The sequence below is a fragment of the Salmonella sp. 32020114201800008SM genome (assembly GCF_017572025.1).
Classification (GTDB): domain Bacteria; phylum Pseudomonadota; class Gammaproteobacteria; order Enterobacterales; family Enterobacteriaceae; genus Salmonella; species Salmonella enterica.
Genome location: NZ_JAGEQM010000006.1, coordinates 352161 through 373869, shown reverse-complemented (window position 1 = coordinate 373869; position 21709 = coordinate 352161). Strand labels below are relative to the sequence as shown.

At 50.0% G+C, this 21709-nt stretch carries 18 protein-coding genes; 10 read left to right on the top strand and 8 right to left on the bottom strand.

Annotated elements, in window-relative coordinates; all coding sequences use genetic code 11:
* Positions 1–299: 299 nt before the first annotated feature.
* Both J4613_RS17755 and J4613_RS17750 read right to left on the bottom strand, forming a co-directional pair.
* Positions 300–1502 carry a mandelate racemase/muconate lactonizing enzyme family protein gene (locus J4613_RS17755; protein ID WP_000705590.1) on the bottom strand — a complete coding sequence of 401 codons (1203 nt, stop codon included), beginning with the start codon at positions 1500–1502 and terminating at the stop codon, positions 300–302.
* Between the two features lie 14 nt (positions 1503–1516).
* A complete protein-coding gene (locus tag J4613_RS17750; RefSeq protein ID WP_000098078.1) occupies positions 1517–2842 on the bottom strand; it encodes an MFS transporter in 1326 nt (441 codons plus the stop codon).
* Between the two features lie 49 nt (positions 2843–2891).
* Here J4613_RS17750 and J4613_RS17745 point away from each other — a divergent pair, with 49 nt between their 5' ends.
* The 5 genes from J4613_RS17745 to yfaE all read left to right on the top strand — a co-directional run bounded on the left by J4613_RS17745 (position 2892) and on the right by yfaE (position 8725).
* Positions 2892–3776, top strand: coding sequence for a GntR family transcriptional regulator (locus J4613_RS17745; RefSeq protein ID WP_000944714.1), 885 nt, complete (start codon positions 2892–2894; stop codon positions 3774–3776).
* Positions 3777–3858: 82 nt separating this feature from the next.
* The gene (ubiG, locus tag J4613_RS17740) at positions 3859–4587 is read left to right on the top strand and encodes a bifunctional 2-polyprenyl-6-hydroxyphenol methylase/3-demethylubiquinol 3-O-methyltransferase UbiG (RefSeq protein ID WP_001091009.1); all 729 of its coding nucleotides are present in this window, start codon (positions 3859–3861) and stop codon (positions 4585–4587) included.
* Between the two features lie 355 nt (positions 4588–4942).
* Positions 4943–7228, top strand: coding sequence for a class 1a ribonucleoside-diphosphate reductase subunit alpha (nrdA, locus tag J4613_RS17735; RefSeq protein ID WP_111742283.1), 2286 nt, complete (start codon positions 4943–4945; stop codon positions 7226–7228).
* A gap of 112 nt (positions 7229–7340) precedes the next feature.
* Positions 7341–8471, top strand: coding sequence for a class Ia ribonucleoside-diphosphate reductase subunit beta (nrdB, locus tag J4613_RS17730; protein ID WP_000332026.1), 1131 nt, complete (start codon positions 7341–7343; stop codon positions 8469–8471).
* A complete protein-coding gene (yfaE, locus tag J4613_RS17725) occupies positions 8471–8725 on the top strand; it encodes a ferredoxin-like diferric-tyrosyl radical cofactor maintenance protein YfaE (RefSeq protein ID WP_000533921.1) in 255 nt (84 codons plus the stop codon). Before nrdB ends, yfaE begins: the two co-directional genes overlap by 1 nt.
* A 1-nt stretch (position 8726) precedes the next feature.
* Here yfaE and J4613_RS17720 read toward each other — a convergent pair whose 3' ends face one another.
* On the bottom strand, positions 8727–9917 hold the full coding sequence (locus J4613_RS17720; RefSeq protein ID WP_000660245.1) for an MFS transporter: 1191 nt from the start codon (positions 9915–9917) through the stop codon (positions 8727–8729).
* A 161-nt stretch (positions 9918–10078) separates the two neighbouring features.
* Here J4613_RS17720 and J4613_RS17715 point away from each other — a divergent pair, with 161 nt between their 5' ends.
* A complete protein-coding gene (locus J4613_RS17715; protein WP_000176718.1) occupies positions 10079–10957 on the top strand; it encodes a LysR family transcriptional regulator in 879 nt (292 codons plus the stop codon).
* A 115-nt stretch (positions 10958–11072) separates the two neighbouring features.
* Here the strand turns inward: J4613_RS17715 and glpQ are convergent, their stop codons facing one another.
* Both glpQ and glpT read right to left on the bottom strand, forming a co-directional pair.
* Positions 11073–12143, bottom strand: a complete 1071-nt coding sequence (gene glpQ, locus J4613_RS17710; protein ID WP_000858952.1) for a glycerophosphodiester phosphodiesterase — start codon at positions 12141–12143, stop codon at positions 11073–11075.
* A gap of 4 nt (positions 12144–12147) precedes the next feature.
* Positions 12148–13506: a glycerol-3-phosphate transporter gene (glpT, locus tag J4613_RS17705; RefSeq protein ID WP_000948739.1), complete on the bottom strand. Its 1359-nt coding sequence runs from the start codon at positions 13504–13506 to the stop codon at positions 12148–12150.
* Between the two features lie 272 nt (positions 13507–13778).
* Between glpT and glpA the strand changes: the two genes are divergently transcribed.
* The 4 genes from glpA to sseL all read left to right on the top strand — a co-directional run bounded on the left by glpA (position 13779) and on the right by sseL (position 19291).
* A complete protein-coding gene (glpA, locus tag J4613_RS17700; protein WP_000857205.1) occupies positions 13779–15407 on the top strand; it encodes an anaerobic glycerol-3-phosphate dehydrogenase subunit A in 1629 nt (542 codons plus the stop codon).
* The gene (gene glpB, locus J4613_RS17695; protein WP_000667152.1) at positions 15397–16656 is read left to right on the top strand and encodes a glycerol-3-phosphate dehydrogenase subunit GlpB; all 1260 of its coding nucleotides are present in this window, start codon (positions 15397–15399) and stop codon (positions 16654–16656) included. The genes glpA and glpB overlap by 11 nt, the downstream gene beginning before the upstream one ends.
* Positions 16653–17843 carry an anaerobic glycerol-3-phosphate dehydrogenase subunit GlpC gene (glpC, locus tag J4613_RS17690; protein WP_001285726.1) on the top strand — a complete coding sequence of 397 codons (1191 nt, stop codon included), beginning with the start codon at positions 16653–16655 and terminating at the stop codon, positions 17841–17843. Before glpB ends, glpC begins: the two co-directional genes overlap by 4 nt.
* Positions 17844–18268: 425 nt before the next feature.
* Positions 18269–19291 carry an SPI-2 type III secretion system effector deubiquitinase SseL gene (gene sseL / locus J4613_RS17685; protein ID WP_001017733.1) on the top strand — a complete coding sequence of 341 codons (1023 nt, stop codon included), beginning with the start codon at positions 18269–18271 and terminating at the stop codon, positions 19289–19291.
* 109 nt (positions 19292–19400) lie between these two features.
* Here sseL and J4613_RS17680 read toward each other — a convergent pair whose 3' ends face one another.
* The 3 genes from J4613_RS17680 to J4613_RS17670 are packed head-to-tail and all read right to left on the bottom strand — an operon-like array spanning position 19401 to position 21701.
* Complete coding sequence (locus tag J4613_RS17680) at positions 19401–19577, bottom strand: molybdopterin-binding protein (RefSeq protein WP_072208669.1); 177 nt, start codon at positions 19575–19577, stop codon at positions 19401–19403.
* Positions 19578–19582: 5 nt separating this feature from the next.
* Positions 19583–20386 carry a 2-keto-3-deoxy-L-rhamnonate aldolase gene (gene yfaU, locus J4613_RS17675; RefSeq protein WP_058653414.1) on the bottom strand — a complete coding sequence of 268 codons (804 nt, stop codon included), beginning with the start codon at positions 20384–20386 and terminating at the stop codon, positions 19583–19585.
* A gap of 25 nt (positions 20387–20411) precedes the next feature.
* A complete protein-coding gene (locus J4613_RS17670; RefSeq protein ID WP_000028932.1) occupies positions 20412–21701 on the bottom strand; it encodes an MFS transporter in 1290 nt (429 codons plus the stop codon).
* Between the last annotated feature and the right edge of the window lie 8 nt (positions 21702–21709).

The window sequence follows — 21709 nt, the reverse complement described above, 5'->3', positions numbered from 1 at the left end:
GCATGCTCTCTTCATTTATAAGCGTGGTCTCGGCGTTTATTGGCGATCGGCTTCAGAGGCGACACAGGGGAGATCGGGGCCTGGCCAGGAAGAGGTTAGAAAATCAATACCTCCCGTGTATACCCGTCATACTTCAAGTTTCATGTGCGTTGGCGGCGAGTTACTCGGCCCATCCCTGGGCCTCGCCCCGTCGCGGTTAGCGCAAGCGCTGTTCAAGACGGTTAACCATTTTATCCTGCAACTCGAATTATTTAGGGGATATGCCGGGAGGCATAAACCATAATCAGTATCACCAGATGCTATTTAATCACATAGGCCAGATATTCTTTCACTACCTCATCGTTTAATTCCTGACCCAATCCGGGCTGTTCCGGCGCGACATAATAGCCATTTTCCGGTTGATAATCGTGGGTACAAAGTTCCCGAATAGATGCTTTCATCGCATTGGTATGATGCTCATGAATAATAAAGTTGGGAATTGCTGTTTCCATATGCAGCGCGGCTACCGTGGAAACAGGACCGCCGCAAACATGCACCTGTACAGTGGTGTCATAAATATTAGCATAGTCACAGATTTTCTTTCCTTCGGTAATTCCGCCGCAGAGACACAAATCAGGTTGCGCTACGGCAATAGACTGCTTCTCCAGTAATTCCCTGTATCCCCATCTTGTGTAGGAACGCTCGCCAGTGGCGATTGGAATCGTTGTTGAACGGGAAACTTTCTGCATATTATCAGAATTTAATGGATGAATCGGTTCTTCATAAAGAAAGATACGATACTTTTCTATCGCCTTCGCAAATTGAATAGCTGAGTTTGTACCGAGAAGAGAATGGATTTCCACGATAATATCAGCATCATCCCCCATTGCTTCACGCATAGCGGCAATTCGCGCTTCCCCCATTTTTAATTGATCGGCCAGTAACAATCCTGAATAGTTACGATTTTTATTCTGAAAAACACAGTCATCGCCATTACGATCGATTTCGAGTGGATCCACTTTAATCGCATCATATCCATCGTCAAGAGCCGCACGCGCCGCCTCAGCATATTCCTCAGGTGTCACTAATATCTGGCGTTTATCCCCCCAACCAAATTGTAACTGACTAGCATAGGTTCTTAATTTTTCATTAGTTTTCCCGCCAAGGAGCTGATAAACAGGTACACCTAAATATTTACCTTTGATATCCCAAAGAGCAATATCAATAGCGCTCATTCCGGCATAAAAAACGTTTCCGCCCCCCATCCCCCAAAAAGTCTTTCTGAAAAAGAACTCCCAAATTTTTTCGATATTTAATGGATCTTCACCCACAACCAATGGCGCCAGATCTCTGATGATCCCTACGCCAGCTTTAGCGCCTGCGCCATAGGCCAGTCCTACTTCGCCAATACCACTTAATCCTGAGTCGGTATTCACCCGGATAAGTACTGGATTATAGGATGACATCGTTTGATCTCTTTTTTTTAATTCACAGTCAAAAACTTCAATAGATGTAATTTTCATAATTTCTTCATTTATCAGGTTCGTGATACAACATTTGTTTGTTGGCTTTTTTCTTTTTTCACATCAATTTTCATTAACGCCAAAACGGCTACCGCAGCGAAGCAAAGTATTGCCTCTACAATAAATATTCCTGTCGCACCATAATGAGTAGAAACAAATCCCAGTGACTTATTAATCAGGAATCCGCCAAGACTTGAACATGAGTTAATAAACGCAATGCTGATAGCCAACCCTGACGGCGACAATAATGCAGAAGGCAGCGCCCAGTAAGGTCCGTAATAGCTGAGGATCCCAACACCATAGAACGTTAGCCCCAGCATTCTCAGCGACATTGAGGGGACAAGAGCAATCATCAGAAAACCACAGCCTGCCAGAAACATGGGTAATGCAGCATGCCATTTTCGTTCATTCTTTTTATCGGAATGCCAGCCCCACCAGGGCATGCTGAACATAGCGAAAATAAACGGAATACTCATGATTAAACCAACGTCAGTATCCGTAAAATCAGCTGAAAATCCCTTCACCAACCCCGGCAACCAGTAGTTTGCCGCCAGAGCAGCCGCCTGAATCAACATGTAGGCGAAAGAAAGCTGAAGCAAAACTGGATTTTTGATTACGGAAAGAAAGGATGAGTTGGTATTTTTATTTAATGCAGCTGCGGTTTCATTGTCAGTACGTAATTTATTAACTAAGGCCGATATCTGCTGTGGCGTAAGCCATTTAGCCTTTTCTGGACTGTCAGGCAGTAAATAAAATGTCAGGATGCCAAGGAATACGGTAGGGATACCTTCAATAGCAAAAAGCCAGCGCCAGCCTTCATAATCCGGGGTATTCAAATGCTCGATGATCCAACCAGACATCGGTGCAGCCAATACCGATGCAACAGCAATAGATAACATGAAGAAACTATTGACTTTTCCGCGTTCACGAGCCGGGAACCAGCATGCAAGATAATAAACCATGCCCGGGAAAAAGCCAGCTTCAAATACCCCCAAAAAAATGCGAGCCAGCAAAATATGTTGAGTATCTTTAGCAAAAAAAATCAGCCCTGTTACCGCTCCCCAGCCGATAATAATGGAACTAATCCATTTTCTTGCGCCAAGCTTTTGCAAGCCAATGCTACTCGGAATTTGAAAGATTAAATATGATATGAAGAATATAGAAGAAATATTAGCGAAATCCTCAGGCGTAATACCGAGAGATTCATTCATGCGTAATGCAGCAAACCCAATATTGACACGATCCATATAGTTAAAAAAGTAAAGAATAAAGGCCAAAGGAATGATTTTCCTTTTTACAATACGAATTGCATCGTATAAATTTTCTTGTGGACTACTCATTTTGCATCACCTTTTATGATTCAATGAATAAGGGTATTGACCGGAATTGATGTTACGTAAAAAACAATACAATTCAAAAGCTAATGTGTCATATCTGATATATCAGCAAGCAAACTTAATGAAATATACAATAACAACAATAAAGTATGTAAATTTTCTTATATCTGATATATTAGATCCGTTAATTTTGAATAAATTAATTACAATGGAGCCGGGTTTAACCATGGAGGAGAAGAAAATGAAAAATAGATTAAAGCGTGATTTTAGTCACATATCAATTGAAATACCCAAATCCATCACCCAGGTGATTAAAGAGAAAATAAGGGAGATGATTATCCATGGCGATTTCGATCTTGGGCAAGCGATCAGTGAAAATGAACTATCAAATATTCTGATGGTAAGTAAAACACCAATTCGTGAAGCTTTTATTTGGCTGAGCTATAATGAAAACCTGGTCAACATCATTCCCCGCAGTGGGACATTTGTTTTTTCTGTCACCGACGAGGATATCAATGATCTCATCAAAATGAGGGTTATCCTTGAACAGGGCGCAATTCGTGAAGCGATGGAGAAAAATGCTAACAATGTCATAGTCGAATTAAGCAATATTTTATCGAAGTCAGCAAAAATTAATGCAGAGCGCGATACGCAAGCTTACCTCAAACTGGATCATGATTTTCATTATGTTTTTGTGAAATATGCCGATAATAAATACATTTCACAAGCACACCTGTTGATCTCAGCACGTTTATTGGCAATTCGCTACAGACTGGATTTTACCGCTGAATATATCACCAGCTCTAACCGTGGACATGCCACTATTTTGGATATGTTAAAAAACAACAACGTCGAGGGCGTCTGTAATTTTATCACGCACCACATCGGTAGCGGTTTTACAGAACGCGCAAGAAAACTTCTTGCGCTGAAAGCGTAATAAAGACGGCAGTAGATATAACGCAGCGACTTTGCACCTGCTATACTGCCCCGATAGATCAATAGCGGAATCTCATGTACTCATGAACACTGAAAAACCGTCGGTAGCTCACAACGTTGACCATAATGAAATCGCCAAATTCGAAGCCGTCGCGTCGCGCTGGTGGGATCTGGAGGGCGAATTCAAGCCATTGCATCGCATCAACCCTCTACGCCTTGGCTACATTACTGAGCGCTCAGGCGGCCTGTTTGGTAAAAAGGTACTCGACGTCGGCTGCGGCGGCGGCATTCTGGCGGAAAGTATGGCACGCGAAGGCGCAACCGTCACCGGGCTGGATATGGGCTTTGAGCCTTTGCAGGTCGCCAAACTGCATGCGCTGGAAAGCGGCATCGAGGTAGAGTACGTGCAGGAGACGGTTGAGGAACATGCGGCAAAACACGCCCAGCAATACGACGTCGTCACCTGTATGGAAATGCTGGAGCATGTTCCCGATCCGCAATCGGTCGTCCACGCCTGCGCCCAACTGGTTAAACCCGGCGGCGAGGTGTTCTTCTCAACGTTGAACCGCAATGGAAAATCCTGGCTGATGGCGGTCGTCGGCGCTGAGTATATTCTGCGCATGGTGCCAAAAGGCACGCACGACGTGAAGAAATTCATTAAGCCTGCTGAACTGTTAAGCTGGGTAGATGAAACCGTCCTGAAAGAGCAACATATCACCGGGCTGCACTACAACCCGATAACCAATACTTTCAAACTCGGTCCCGGAGTAGACGTTAACTACATGTTGCATACCCGCGCTAAAAAAGCCTGACATCAAAGAATTTTCCTATAAGGGTTGCGTTAGATCATCGGGCGCAACCTTTCTCTTCGATGAAGAAATCAGCATTCGATCAAATTTTGATTTTTTTTTATGAATTGTTGACATCCTCTCCAGGCCTTATCAGACGCGCATTTAGCGATTCTTACGCTTTTGCAACCGCAATTTAACGCCAAAATCAACTCTTGTACTCAAAAGAATCCCTACTAGAATACTCACCATATAGCGTTTCACTTATCGATTACCCCCTATATATAGTATTTATCCACAGAGTTAGTCACAACGTGGCGTTGTGGATAAGCGGGGGGATATTTTTCTTTCACGGACAGGTAAACAGGTAGAAAACCACATGAATCAGAGTCTGCTGGTGACAAAGCGTGACGGCCGTACTGAGCGCATCAATCTCGACAAAATTCATCGCGTGCTTGATTGGGCGGCAGAAGGACTGAATAACGTATCGGTTTCTCAGGTCGAGCTACGCTCGCATATTCAGTTTTATGATGGGATTAAGACCTCCGATATCCATGAAACTATCATTAAGGCCGCCGCAGACCTGATCTCTCGCGATGCGCCGGATTATCAATACCTGGCTGCGCGTCTGGCGATTTTCCACCTGCGTAAGAAAGCCTTCGGCCAGTTTGAGCCGCCCGCACTTTACCACCATGTGGTAAAAATGGTTGAGTTTGGCAAATACGACAATCATCTGCTGGAAGACTACACGGAAGAAGAGTTCAAGCAGATGGATTCGTTTATCGTTCACGATCGCGATATGACCTTCTCCTACGCTGCCGTTAAGCAGCTGGAAGGGAAATATCTGGTGCAAAACCGCGTGACCGGTGAAATCTATGAAAGCGCGCAGTTCCTCTACATTCTGGTAGCGGCCTGCCTGTTCTCGAACTACCCGCGTGAAACGCGTCTTGACTATGTAAAACGTTTTTACGATGCGGTCTCTACGTTCAAAATTTCGCTGCCGACGCCCATCATGTCCGGTGTGCGTACCCCAACCCGTCAGTTCAGCTCCTGCGTACTGATCGAGTGTGGCGACAGTCTGGATTCCATCAACGCCACCTCCAGCGCGATTGTGAAATACGTTTCTCAGCGCGCCGGTATCGGTATCAACGCGGGACGCATTCGTGCGCTGGGCAGCCCGATTCGTGGCGGCGAAGCGTTCCACACCGGCTGCATCCCGTTCTACAAGCACTTCCAGACGGCGGTGAAATCCTGTTCGCAGGGCGGCGTGCGCGGCGGCGCGGCAACCCTCTTCTACCCGATGTGGCATCTGGAAGTGGAAAGCCTGCTGGTGCTGAAAAACAACCGCGGCGTGGAAGGCAACCGCGTACGTCACATGGACTACGGCGTACAGATCAACAAACTGATGTATACCCGCCTGCTGAAGGGCGGCGACATTACGCTGTTCAGTCCGTCGGATGTACCCGGGCTATACGATGCGTTCTTCGCCGACCAGGACGAATTCGAACGCCTGTACGTGAAATATGAACACGACGACAGCATCCGCAAACAGCGTGTGAAAGCGGTCGAACTGTTCTCGCTGATGATGCAGGAACGCGCCTCTACCGGTCGTATCTATATCCAGAACGTTGACCACTGCAATACTCACAGTCCGTTCGATCCGGTTGTCGCCCCGGTACGCCAGTCTAACCTGTGTCTGGAGATTGCCCTGCCGACCAAACCGCTGAACGATGTCAACGATGAAAACGGCGAAATTGCGTTGTGTACGCTGTCTGCATTCAACCTGGGCGCCATTAAAACTCTGGACGAGCTGGAAGAACTGGCTATTCTGGCAGTACGCGCTTTGGATGCTCTGCTCGATTATCAGGATTACCCGATTCCGGCTGCCAAACGCGGCGCAATGGGCCGTCGTACGCTGGGCATTGGCGTGATTAACTTCGCCTACTGGCTGGCGAAAAACGGTAAGCGTTATTCCGACGGCAGCGTCAATAATCTGACGCATAAAACCTTCGAAGCCATTCAGTACTATCTGCTTAAAGCGTCCAACGAACTGGCGAAAGAGCAAGGCGCCTGCCCCTGGTTCAACGAAACCACTTATGCAAAAGGCATTTTGCCGATCGACACCTACAAAAAAGATCTGGATGCGATCGTCAACGAACCGCTGCACTACGACTGGCAACAGCTGCGTGAGTCGATCAAAACCCACGGTCTGCGTAACTCCACGCTATCGGCGCTAATGCCGTCGGAAACGTCGTCCCAGATCTCCAACGCCACCAACGGCATTGAGCCGCCGCGCGGCTACGTCAGCATCAAGGCCTCGAAAGACGGTATTTTGCGTCAGGTCGTGCCGGATTATGAGCATCTGAAAGACGCTTACGAACTGTTGTGGGAGATGCCGAACAACGACGGTTATCTGCAACTGGTGGGTATCATGCAGAAGTTTATCGATCAGTCGATTTCCGCCAATACCAACTACGATCCGTCACGTTTCCCGTCAGGAAAAGTGCCGATGCAGCAACTGCTGAAAGATTTGCTCACCGCGTATAAGTTTGGCGTGAAAACTCTGTACTATCAAAATACCCGCGACGGCGCGGAAGATGCGCAGGACGATTTGGCGCCTTCTATTCAGGACGATGGCTGCGAAAGCGGCGCTTGTAAGATCTGATGAATAGTGCCGGGTAGCGCTATGCTTACCCGGCCTACGATTGTACGGTTTGTAGGCCGGATAAGGCGCTTGCGCCGCCATCCGGCGCTCATCCCATAAAGGATTCACTTCAATGGCATACACCACTTTTTCACAGACGAAAAACGATCAGCTCAAGGAACCCATGTTCTTTGGCCAGCCGGTCAACGTTGCACGCTATGACCAGCAGAAATATGACATCTTCGAAAAACTGATCGAAAAACAGCTCTCTTTCTTCTGGCGTCCGGAAGAGGTCGACGTCTCCCGCGATCGTATCGATTATCAGGCGTTGCCGGAGCACGAAAAACATATCTTCATCAGCAACCTCAAATACCAGACGCTGCTGGATTCCATTCAGGGACGTAGCCCGAACGTCGCCCTGCTGCCGCTCATTTCCATCCCGGAGCTGGAGACGTGGGTAGAGACCTGGGCGTTTTCTGAGACGATTCACTCACGATCCTACACCCACATTATTCGTAACATCGTCAACGATCCGGCGGTCGTGTTTGACGATATCGTGACCAATGAGCAAATTCAGAAGCGCGCCGAAGGTATCTCCGCCTACTACGACGAACTTATTGAGATGACCAGTTACTGGCATCTGCTCGGTGAAGGCACCCATACCGTTAATGGCAAAACGGTTGTCGTGAATCTGCGTGAGCTGAAGAAAAAACTGTATCTGTGCCTGATGAGCGTGAACGCGCTGGAAGCCATCCGCTTCTACGTCAGCTTCGCCTGCTCTTTCGCATTTGCCGAGCGTGAACTGATGGAAGGCAACGCCAAAATTATCCGTCTGATCGCCCGTGACGAAGCGCTGCATCTGACCGGCACGCAACATATGCTGAACCTGTTGCGTAGCGGCGTGGACGACCCGGAGATGGCGGAAATCGCCGAAGAGTGTAAACAGGAATGTTATGACCTGTTCGTGCAGGCGGCGCAGCAGGAAAAAGAGTGGGCGGACTATCTGTTCCGCGACGGTTCGATGATCGGCCTGAATAAAGACATCCTGTGTCAATACGTTGAATATATTACGAATATTCGTATGCAGGCGGTGGGTCTGGATCTGCCGTTCCAGACCCGCTCCAACCCAATCCCGTGGATCAATACCTGGCTGGTGTCCGATAACGTTCAGGTCGCGCCACAGGAAGTGGAAGTTAGTTCTTATCTGGTCGGACAAATCGATTCGGAAGTCGATACCGACGATCTGAGTAATTTCCAGCTCTGATGGGACGCGTCACGCTGCGTATCACTGGCACACAGCTGCTGTGCCAGGATGAACACCCTTCTCTGCTGGCCGCGCTGGAATCGCATAACGTTGAGGTGGAGTATCAGTGCCGCGAAGGATATTGCGGCTCCTGTCGTACCCGACTGGTTGCCGGCCAGGTTGACTGGATTACGGAACCTTTAGCGTTTATCCAGCCGGGAGAGATTTTGCCCTGCTGCTGCAGGGCAAAAGGCGATATCGAAATCGAGATGTAACTCAGTGCAACTCGCTGGTGGAAACCAAAGGCATCACGCCACGTTTTTTCATCTGCACGGCATACAGTGCGCCAGCGAGTACCACCAGCACCGCGCCAGCGACATAAATCATACGATAGCCAACCGACTCAACCATCATTCCCATGATAAAGGCGCCAATCGCCATTCCGGCGTCCATCGCGTTAAAGAACAGTGAATTCGCCACGCCGATTTTATGCGGTTCAACCGAGCTGATAATTTGCGTCTGGAAAACCGGCGTGACCGAACCGTAGCCGATACCGATGAGACCGCCGGAAATAATCATTATGATGCTGCCATTGGTGTAACCCAACGCCACCAGACCGATGGTAAAAGCCAACAGGCATGGGAAAACAACATATTTCGGCCCTTTTTTATCACAAATATTCCCGGTGAAAGTACGGCATATCATCAGGAAAATCGCGTAGCACAGCAGGAAATTACTGGCCGCCGCCATTAAATCCAGCTCACGCGCATACAGCGCCAGGAAAGCCGATACGCCGGCATAGGAGAAAGTCATAAAAAAGGTGACCAGCGCAAAAGGCAGGGCGGCGCGGTCAAACATCGCGGCAAAACCCAGATTCGGTTTCGAACCATCGGCATGACGAATTACCGGAGGGACCGTCACAATCAGGGAAAGTACAATCCCTAACGCCGCTACAGCGGAACAAAGCCAGAATGCGGCAGTGAACGCGTTCCAGCGGGCCATATTCAAACCGATCCACGGTCCTACGACCATCGCAAGGCCCATCGCTAAAGAGAAAAAGCTGATGCCCTCTCCACGTCGGGAGGCCGGAATTAACCGCGCTGAAATAGTTCCTTTTACCGTAGTAATAACACCAAACGTAATCCCATGAAGTACGCGGATAAAGAGCAGCGACTCGATAGAATGGCAAACCGGATACAGCGCAGTAATCACCAAAAAAGCCAGAGAAGAGAGCACCAGAATCTTTTTATTCGAATATTTTCCCACCCACTGCCCGGCAAACGGCCGAATAACAATTGCCGCGGCCAGGAAACATGTCACTAACAGCCCGGCCTTATCTGCAGAAGCATGCAGGCGGTCAGCGATATAAATGGGTAATAAAGTTAGCAGTACATAAAAAACAAAAAAGATAATAAAACTGACTATGGTGATTGCCCAAAAATCCTTCGTCCATAATTTTTCTTTCATTCTTAACGACCCGCTCAGATGGCGCACGCAGGCAACGCTCAGCTCAACTGAACACCTATCAGGTGCGTCAAAATGTGATGTATTCGATAGAATCGCAGTATAAACAAGTGCACTCTATTAGAAAAATTAATCGTTTTAATTATATTGATTAGGTTTTACTAATGACACTAACCCAAATCCACGCCCTGCTTGCCGTACTGGAGTACGGCGGATTTACCGAAGCCAGCAAACGGCTATACATGACGCAATCCGCCGTCAGCCAGGCCATCTCCGCGCTTGAGGAGGAGCTCGGCGTTGACATATTGATTCGTGAGCGTCGTAAAGAGATTGAGCTTACCGCCGCCGGTAGCCGCATCGTCAGGCACTTACGCGCGATCCAGCGCGACGTCAACGCGGTAAAAGAGATTGCCGAACAAGAAAAAAAGAACCCGGCCCGTACGCTACGGATTGGCTGTTTTCCCAGCGCCTGCGCCTGCATTTTACCCGGCGTCATTCGCTATTTTGAAAGCCATCATCCAAATGTAAAAATTATCCCTTATGAAGAGAACAGTACGGCTATTATTGATTCGCTGCAGGACGGAAGTATTGATGCCGGTTTCGTTCCTTTTCCGGTCAACGGTATGTATTGCGTCCCCATTTACCGGGATAAATTCACCGTAGTGGTGCCTGAAAATCATCCCCTGGCGGCCAATAGTACAGTAACGGTCGAAGAACTGATGGACGAACCACTTATTGTCAGTAAAGGTCGTTATGAATTAAGCATTATGGCGTTGTTTAAAGAAAAGGGTATTGAGCCGATATTTAAATATGAATTTAACCATCCCGATACTGCGCTGAATTTTATTCGCCAGGGATTAGGTATCGCCTTATTGCCAGAATTAACCTTAAAAGCCACGGCAGGAAAATTATGCTCCGTGGCGCTGGAACCCACCTTTTATCGACAAATTTCCCTGTTAGCAAAAGAACCGCCGGTAGAAGGAAGTCCGCTATTTTTATTACAAAAATGTATGGAAACACTGACCGATGAGGGGTTGCTATAAAACAACCCCGCCTGATGGCATTGCGTTTACCAGACTTACGCTGGCAAACGTTGCGCCAGGCCGGATGAGGCGTTTATGCCCTCATCCGGCGCGTCACTTCGACTATGGCAAACCTTTAGTCATTTTTTTGCAGGAACATGACCGCCTTATCCGGGAAGTCAGTGAACAGCCCGTCGACGCCCGCCTTGTTATACAGGATGTCGTACAACTGATTGACGTCTGTGGCATAGTCCGGCAATTGATCGGCACGCACAGTGTAAGGATGCACTACCATCTTATTCTGATGCGCGTCTTGCACCATTCCAGTCAGCTTGATATTCCCTTTCGTTGAGCCTTCCGCGACCAGCATATGGTAATCCGGACCAATACCGTCCGCATATTCCGCCACCTGCTTCATAGCGCCCGGCTTAAACATCCAGTCGTAGTTGTAATTTACCCAACGACCGTCCGGCTGTTTCTGCTGTGTTTCATTCCAGTCGGTATACGCAATAAGTTGAACCAGATTGAGATCCATCCCCATTTTGGGTTCCAGTTCGTTCTTAATACGTTTCAGCTCAGCGACATCAAAACACTGCAAATAGACATTGTCCTGCTTGCCGGTGTAACCATACTTCTTCAGCACTTCCAGCGTTTTCGCGGCAATATCTTTCCCTTCCTGATGATGGAACCACGGCGCTTTAATTTCCGGATAAATACCGATATTTTTACCGGTAGAGTGATTTAATCCCTGAACGAATTCAATTTCCTCTTCAAAGGTATGAATGCGGAAATCAGATTTTCCCATCGGGAAACGGCCCGGATAAGTTTGTACTTTTTTGCCGTTTTCAATATCAAACCCTTCGGTAAACTTCAGGGATTTAATTTCATCCAGCGTAAAATCGATAGCGTAATAGCGCCCATCTTTACGCGCCCGGTCCGGAAAACGGTCAGCGACGTCAGTCACCCGGTCAAGGTAGTGGTCATGGAGGACGACCAGATGGTCGTCCTTTGTCATCACTAAATCCTGTTCCAGATAATCTGCCCCTTGCGCATACGCCATCGCTTTCGCCGGTAGCGTATGCTCCGGCAGATAACCGCTGGCACCACGGTGGGCGATAACGACTTTTTCAGCCGCCACGGCGCCGCTTCCGATGGTCATTCCTGCCAACATTAACGCCACGCTAAGGTTTTTCAGTGTGGTTTTCATGTTATTAGCCTCCGTTGCGTTTTAACTGCAGCTCATCATGATGGCGTTTTTCACCAATCATCACGACCACCAGCAGGATTACCGCCAGAATGCTGCCGCCAATCATCACCATAAAGCCGCCATCCCAACCGAAGAAGTCAACGGTATAACCCACAATGGCGCTTGCAGCGACAGAACCGCCCAGGTAACCAAACAGACCGGTAAAGCCCGCCGCCGTACCCGCCGCTTTTTTCGGCGCCAGTTCCAGCGCGTGCAGACCGATCAACATTACCGGGCCGTAGATCAGGAAGCCGATGATAATCATACAAGCCATATCAACGTTCGGGTTTCCTGCCGGGTTCATCCAGTAAACGATGGTCGCGATAGTCACCAGGGTCATAAAGAACACGCCGGTCGCGCCACGGTTGCCGCGGAAGACTTTATCCGACATCCAGCCACACAGCAGCGTGCCCGGAATACCCGCGTATTCATACAGGAAGTAGGCCCAGGAGGATTTATCCAGTGCGAAATGCTTCACTTCTTTCAGGTAGGTCGGCGACCAATCGAGGATGCCGTAGCGCAGCAGATAAACAAACACGTTGGCGATAGCGATGTACCACAACAGTTTGTTTGGCAGTACGTACTGCATGAAGATCTGCTTCGCAGTCAGCTCTTCTTCCGCTTTTTCGTTGTAGTCGTCCGGATAGTCGTTTTTATACTCTTCGATAGGCGGCAGACCGCAGGATTGCGGCGTATCGCGCATCATTGCGAAAGCGAACAGCGCCACCACAATCGCGCCAAAGGCTGGCATATAGAGCGCCGCTTTCCAGTCGTTAAACCACGCCATCCCCAGCAGGAACAGCAGTGGCGGGATCCCGCCGCCGACGTTATGCGCACAGTTCCAGACCGACACAATGCCGCCGCGTTCTTTCTGCGACCACCAGTGAACCATCGTACGTCCGCACGGCGGCCACCCCATCCCCTGGAACCAGCCGCAAAGGAACAACAGCACAAACATCACGGCGATGCTGGATGTCGCCCACGGCACAAAGCCCATAAACAACATGACTGCTGCGGCCAGAATCAACCCTGCCGGCAGAAAAACGCGCGGATTCGAGCGATCGGACACTGAACCCATTATAAATTTCGAAAAACCATAAGCGATGGAAATCCCGGACAGCGCAAAGCCCAGATCGCCGCGTGAAAAACCCTGTTCTACCAGGTAGGGCATCGCGAGGGCAAAGTTCTTGCGCACCAGATAATACGCGGCATAGCCAAAGAATATCCCCAGGAAAATCTGCCAGCGTAATCGGCGATAGGTCGGATCAATCTCCGCCGCTGGCAAGCGCGCTTTATGCGGCGCTGGTTTAAAAATACTCAACATATTGTAGCCTCCGTGGCCCGTATTTTATTTAGAGGTAAACACCGCAGTTTGTTCAAACAACCCCGCTGCTCCCAGTGTGGCCGCGATGTTAAGTAAAGATACGTCACGTTAATGTGAATTACAGCACATATTGTTACAGTTTTATGACCAATGTTCAGAAAGGCGCACGAAATCACGTTTCATTTTCGAATAGTGAGCGATTATGCGCGAAATCAAACATTCCATATGATTTGTATGGCTAAATGATAAAAAACGAACTGTGAGGAAAAACAATGAAAACTCGCGACTCGCAAGCAAGTGACGTGATTATCATTGGCGGTGGAGCAACAGGCGCAGGGATCGCCCGCGACTGCGCGCTGCGCGGTTTACGTGTCATTCTGGTGGAACGGCATGATATAGCGACCGGCGCGACCGGGCGTAACCACGGACTGCTGCACAGCGGCGCTCGTTATGCGGTTACCGACGCGGAATCCGCGCGCGAGTGCATTAGTGAAAACCAGATTTTAAAACGGATCGCCCGCCATTGCGTCGAACCGACGGATGGTCTGTTTATTACGTTGCCGGAAGATGATCTTGCGTTTCAGGCCACCTTTATTCGCGCCTGTGAAGCGGCGGGCATTCGCGCTGAAGCCATCGATCCGCAGCAGGCTCGCATCATCGAACCTTCCGTTAACCCTGCGCTCATCGGTGCGGTAAAAGTGCCGGATGGCACCGTGGACCCTTTCCGCCTTACCGCCGCCAATATGCTGGATGCCAGAGAACATGGCGCAATCGTGTTAACGGCGCATGAAGTGACCGGGCTCATTCGTGAAGGCGCAACGGTCTGCGGCGTCCATGTGCGCAACCATCTCACTGGCGAAACCCAGACGCTTCACGCGCCGGTGGTGGTCAATGCGGCAGGTATCTGGGGGCAACGGATCGCCGAATACGCCGACCTGAGTATTCGCATGTTCCCGGCGAAAGGCTCGCTGTTGATCATGGACCATCGGATCAACCAGCATGTCATTAACCGCTGCCGGAAACCATCGGATGCCGACATTCTGGTACCTGGCGATACGATTTCACTGATCGGCACTACCTCTACCCATATTGATTACAATGAGATAGACAGCAACCGCGTCACCGCAGATGAAGTCGATATCCTGCTGCGTGAAGGGGAAAAACTGGCCCCTGTCATGGCGAAGACGCGTATTCTGCGCGCGTATTCCGGCGTCCGCCCGCTGGTGGCCAGCGATGACGATCCCAGCGGTCGTAACGTCAGCCGCGGTATTGTGTTGTTCGACCACGCCGAACGCGACGGGCTTGATGGCTTCATTACCATTACCGGCGGGAAGCTAATGACTTACCGCCTGATGGCGGAATGGGCGACCGACGCCGTGTGCCGCAAGTTGGGTAATACTCGCCCCTGCATCACGGCGGATACGCCGTTGCCTGGCTCAAAAGAGTCTACGGAACATACGCTGAAACGCATTATCTCGCTTCCCGCGCCGCTACGCGGATCGGCGGTTTATCGGCATGGCGATCGCACGCCGGGGTGGCTGAGTGAAGGCCGCCAACACCGTAGCCTGGTCTGTGAATGCGAGGCCGTCACGGCGGGGGAAGTGCAGTATGCCGTCGAAAACTTAACCGTGAATAGCCTGCTGGATCTGCGCCGTCGCACCCGCGTAGGGATGGGCACTTGCCAGGGCGAACTGTGCGCCTGCCGCGCGGCCGGGCTATTGCAGCGTTTTAATGTGACGACCGCGGCGCAATCTATTACGCAACTCTCTGAATTTCTGAATGAGCGCTGGAAAGGCGTACAACCTGTCGCCTGGGGAGACGCGCTGCGCGAAAGCGAATTCACGCGCTGGGTTTATCAGGGATTATGCGGTCTGGAGAAGGAGCACCAGGATGAAATTTGATACGGTTATTATGGGCGGCGGTCTCGCCGGTTTGCTGTGCGGACTGCAACTCCAGCAGCATGGATTACGCTGCGCCATCGTCACCCGCGGACAAAGCGCGCTGCATTTTTCTTCCGGCTCGCTGGATCTGCTCAGCGCCCTGCCCGACGGCCAACCGGTGACCGACATTACCGCCGGGCTTGATGCGCTGCGCCGCCAGGCGCCTGAACATCCTTATTCGCGTTTAGGCGCGCAAAAAGTCCTTACGCTGGCGCAACAGGCGCAAACGCTACTTAACGCCAGCGGCGCGCAGTTATACGGCGACGTACAGCAGGCGCACCAGCGTGTCACGCCGCTTGGCACATTGCGTTCAACCTGGCTTAGCTCGCCGGAAGTACCGGTCTGGCCGTTATCCGCACAGCGAATTTGCGTCGTCGGCGTTAGCGGATTACTGGATTTCCAGGCGCACCTTGCGGCAGCGTCGCTGCGCCAACGCGACCTCAACGTGGAAACCGCAGAAATCGACCTTCCGGAACTGGACGTACTGCGTGATAACCCGACGGAATTTCGCGCGGTCAATATTGCGCGTCTACTTGATAACGAAGAAAAATGGCCACTGCTGTACGACGCGCTGTCGCCAATAGCGACAAACTGCGACATGATCATCATGCCCGCCTGTTTCGGGCTGGCGAACGATACGCTGTGGCGCTGGCTTAACGAACGTCTGCCCTGCGCGCTCACGCTGCTGCCGACGCTGCCGCCATCGGTGCTCGGTATTCGTCTGCACAATCAACTCCAGCGCCAGTTTGTCCGTCAGGGCGGCATCTGGATGCCGGGCGATGAAGTGAAGAAAGTCACCTGCCGTCGCGGTACCGTGAGCGAAATATGGACCCGCAACCATGCCGATATCCCACTGCGCCCGCGTTTTGCCGTACTTGCCAGCGGTAGCTTCTTTAGTAGCGGTCTGGTTGCCGAGCGCGAAGGGATCCGCGAACCTATTTTAGGGCTCGACGTACAGCAAACGGCCACCCGCGCCGAATGGTATCAACAACATTTCTTCGACCCACAGCCCTGGCAGCAGTTTGGCGTCGTGACGGATGACGCCTTCCGCCCCTCCCTTGCGGGCAACACGGTAGAAAATCTGTATGCAATAGGTTCTGTGCTGGCGGGATTCGATCCTATAGCTGAGGGATGCGGCGGCGGTGTCTGCGCAGTCAGCGCCCTCCAGGCCGCGCACCATATCGCTGAGCGTGCAGGAGAACAGCAATGAGCGACACACGTTTTGAAAGTTGTATTAAATGTACGGTGTGCACCACCGCGTGCCCGGTCAGCCGCGTTAATCCTGGCTACCCTGGCCCTAAACAGGCCGGACCGGATGGCGAGCGCCTGCGTCTGAAAGACGGCGCACTGTATGATGAGGCGCTGAAATATTGCATTAACTGCAAACGGTGTGAGGTCGCCTGTCCGTCGGACGTGAAGATTGGCGATATCATCCAGCGCGCCCGCGCGAAATACGATACGACGCGCCCGTCATTGCGTAATTTTATTCTCAGCCATACCGATCTGATGGGCAGCGTTTCAACGCCGTTCGCGCCGGTGGTCAATACCGCCACCGCATTAAAGCCAGTGCGCCAGTTGCTTGATTACGCGCTCAAAATCGATCATCGCCGCACCTTACCAAAATACTCTTTCGGCACCTTCCGCCGCTGGTATCGTAGCGTGGCGGCGCAGCAGGCTAAATACAAAGATCAGGTCGCCTTTTTCCATGGCTGTTTTGTGAATTACAACCATCCGCAGCTCGGAAAAGATCTGATTAAGGTGCTGAACGCAATGGGTACTGGCGTACAGTTACTGAGTAAAGAGAAGTGTTGCGGCGTACCGCTGATCGCTAACGGTTTTACGGATAAAGCTCGCAAACAGGCTATCAGCAATGTGGAGTCGCTACGCGAGGCGATTGCCGTCAAAGGTATTCCGGTCATCGCCACGTCATCCACCTGTACGTTTGCGTTGCGCGATGAATATCCTGAAGTGCTGGACGTGGACAACGCCGGGCTGCGCGAACATATCGAGCTGGCCACCCGCTGGCTATGGCGCAAACTGGATGCCGGGAAAACGCTGCCGCTTAATCCTTTGCCGCTGAAAGTGGTCTACCATACGCCGTGTCATATGGAAAAAATGGGCTGGACGCTTTACACGCTTGAACTGTTGCGGCAAATTCCGGGGCTTGAATTGACGGTACTTGATTCACAGTGCTGCGGCATTGCCGGTACGTATGGATTTAAAAAGGAAAACTATCCGACATCACAGTCCATCGGCGCGCCGCTGTTCCGCCAGATTGAAGAGAGCGGCGCCGACATTGTCGTCACCGATTGTGAAACCTGTAAGTGGCAAATTGAGATGTCTACAAGCAAACGCTGCGAACACCCCATTACGCTACTGGCCCAGGCGCTCGGCTAAGTAAAAAGCGCCGGAGCCCCTCCGGCGCTATTACCCTACTCACCAGGGACGATTTTCCATCAGACATATACCCTTCATACTTCAAGTTGCTTATGTGTTGGCTACGGATTATTTTGGGTATAAACGCGGATGTCTCTTTGCAATAACCTGCCCTATTTGGTTAACCATGACCGCTAACCCACGGTGGCATGACAGATAACGACGTTACTGTTTATAGAGCAATATCTCTTGTATCGCCGCGTTACCAGCCTCCTTTAAAGAGGGGGATAACTGAATATCTCCAATAATAATTGAGTGTTATGTGAATAATAATAAAATCAGGTCTATGCCTGATTTAATATATCTCCCACTAACAATAATATTTTTACAAATAATTATACATGACATCATATTCGTTACTTTCACCTACCAGGAAACAGAGCAAAATGAATATATGTGTAAATTCACTTTACCGATTGAGCACACCGCAATTTCACAGTTTATATTCAGAAGATGTGAGCGATGAGGCGCTTGCGTTGTTGATTGGCGAAGTAGAGAACGGTAATCAGAATTGTATTGATCTGTTATGCAATCTTGCGTTACGCAACGATGACCTGGGACATAAAGTTGAGAAATTACTTTTTGATCTCTTTAGCGGAAAAAGATCGGGATCACCAGATATAGACAAAAAAATCAATCAGGCTTGCCTTGTATTACATCAAATCGCCAATAACGATATAACAAAAAATAATACTGAGTGGAAAAAGCTACATGCCCCTTCCAGATTACTTTATATGGCCGGTTCAGCGACAACCGACCTTTCTAAAAAAATAGGAATAGCACATAAAATTATGGGCGACCAGTTCGCTCAGACAGATCAAGAACAGGTAGGAGTTGAAAATCTTTGGTGTGGTGCGCGAATGTTGTCGTCAGATGAGCTGGCAGCTGCAACGCAAGGTCTGGTTCAAGAATCACCTCTTCTCTCGGTAAACTATCCTATTGGGCTGATTCATCCTACCACCAAAGAAAATATATTAAGCACTCAGCTACTTGAAAAGATTGCTCAATCAGGATTATCTCACAATGAAGTCTTCCTGGTAAATACAGGAGATCACTGGCTTCTCTGTTTATTTTATAAACTTGCAGAAAAAATAAAATGCCTTATATTTAATACTTATTATGATTTAAATGAAAATACTAAGCAAGAGATTATAGAAGCAGCAAAAATTGCAGGTATATCAGAAAACGAAGATATTGATTTTATTGAAACTAATTTACAAAATAATGTACCCAACGGCTGTGGTCTATTTTGTTACCATACAATTCAACTCTTATCGAATGCCGGGCAAAATGATCCTGCTACCACACTACGAGAATTTGCGGAAAATTTCTTAACGCTTTCAGTAGAGGAACAAGCACTATTTAACACCCAAACCCGGCGGCAAATATATGAATACAGTCTCCAGTAATGGTGAGTACTTAGAGCCTATCCCATTAGGCTCTTATCCTGAAATGATGCTCTGCGAAGAATTTATAAGTATATAAGGATGGGAAGGCCAAGCCTTCCCACTAAAAGTTCTATGCCGTCAATGATTCAACCACGTCTATCCAGCCATGCTCGCTGGTAATGTCCTCGCCATTAAGCCAACGGCGCAGCATATTTAGCGCCATCACCGCACAAACCTCCTGACGTATTGCCAGACTATACCGATAGGCGCTAAAACGCATGCGTAAGACATACGTGCCATCCGGCATTTTTCTCAATAACTACGTTTTGCCGTGATTACTGACTGAACAGATTTAAACATCGCCAACCTGCTGTCCAGCGCCTCGGTGTAGAGCATCGTATCTACCCCGACCGCGACAAAATTCGCGCCCCACGCCAGACATTTCTGCGCCATTGCCGGATCGACCGCCAAAAAACCCGCCGCTTTTCCGGCGGCGCGAATACGATAAATACACGATTCAATGATTCGCTGCACTTCCGGGTGTCCGGCATTATCGGGGTAACCCAATGAAGCAGAGAGATCTGCCGGACCGATAAAGACGCCATCAATGCCTTCAACCTCCAGAATCGCGTCAAGGTTTTCCAGCGCCACTTTGCTTTCAACCTGCACCAACAGGCAGAGCGACTCATTGGCCTGTGCCATATAGTTGTCGATTCTCCCCCAGCGCGCCGCACGCGCCACGCTCGCGCCAACGCCTCGTTGCCCCAACGGCGGGTATCGGGTAGCGGAAACGACCTGGCGCGCCTGTTCTGCGGTGTCAACCATCGGGATCAGTAGCGTTTGCGCCCCGATGTCCAGTACCTGTTTAATGAGCGCTTTACTTCCCTCGATCGGGCGAATCACCGGCTGGCTGGCGTATGGGGCGATGGCCTGTAACTGATGATACAAGTCCTGCACCGTATTAGGCGCGTGCTCGCCATCTATTAACAACCAGTCATAACCCGACGTCGCCGCAATCTCCGCCATATAAGAGGTGGTTGAACTGAGCCACAAACCAATTTGCGTATCCCCTTTACGTAATCCTTCTTTAAAAGGATTTGATAACAATGCGTTCATAGCGATCCTTACAACGTAGATAAGATTAATGATGCGCAGCGCCGGATTGCGCCACCGGACGATTAACGCTCAGCGTGAAGATAATTAATGAGCCAATGATGGCGACTCCGGACAGCGTCAGCAGGCCCGCCGCATCGCTGGCAAACAACGTTTCCGCTTTTACGCGCAGAATTGGGGCAATAAAACCGCCCACAGCGCCAAACAGATTAACGAAACCAATTCCTGCCGCCAGAGCCGTACCGGAAAGTAACTGCGTTGGCATGGTCCAGAATACGGGCTGAACGGCAATAAATCCTACTGCTGCAACACAGAGCGCCAGAATAGCGAGCACCGGAGAAACCAGACCTGACAGGCCAATGCCAATGCCCGCAGCCAGTAGCGTCACTGCCGCAACGTTACGGCGATCGCCGGTACGGTCGGAGTAGCGAGGAATAAGCCATGTGCCAAGCAAAGCCGCCACCCAGGGAACCGCTGTTACCACCGAAGCGGTAAAGCCCACTTTAGTGCCCAATAGCGCGGCAACCTGGGTCGGCAGGAAAAAGATGAGTCCGTATACCGCCACCTGAATCGTCAGATAAATAATAGCCAGTTGCCAGACGCGTCCATTACGCAGCGCATCCGCAAGCCTTGACGTGACCTTTTTCTCTTCTTCGCTCGCCAGTTGCCTGATAAGCGCGTTCTTTTCTTCCAGGCTAAGAAAACGCGCCTGCTGCGGAGTGTCATCAAGCCAGAAAAAGGTGAATATCCCTGCGCCAATCGCCAGTAGGCCTTCGATAACGAACATCCAGAACCATCCCGGGTGCCCCATAAAACCATGCATCTCCAGCAGAGCGCCGGAGAGCGGCGAACCCAACGTTAACGCCAGCGGCGCGCCCATATAAAATAGCCCCATAATGCTGGCACGGTTACGCTGCGGGAACCATTGTGAAGTTAGATAGATCATGCCGGGGAAAAATCCAGCCTCCGCCGCGCCCAATAGCGTGCGGATTATCAGAAATTTTGCTTCACTATCCGCCCAGGCCATCGCAGCAGAGAGAAAGCCCCACAGCAGGGTAGTCGTGCCGATCCAGGTTCTTGCGCCAAATTTGCGCATCAGCAGGTTAGCCGGTACGCCAAGGAAAGCGTAAACCACAAAGAAAATACCGGCCCCTAGCGCGTAGGCTTCATTACTTAGCCCGGTATCTATCTGATAGGTCTCTTTGGCAAAACCAATATTTGAACGATCCAGAAACGCCAGTACATACAGCGCCAACATAAAAGGAATTAAACGTGCGCGGTTTTTCTTCACTACGCCGTCAAGTAAAGTGATGCTCATAGCAATAT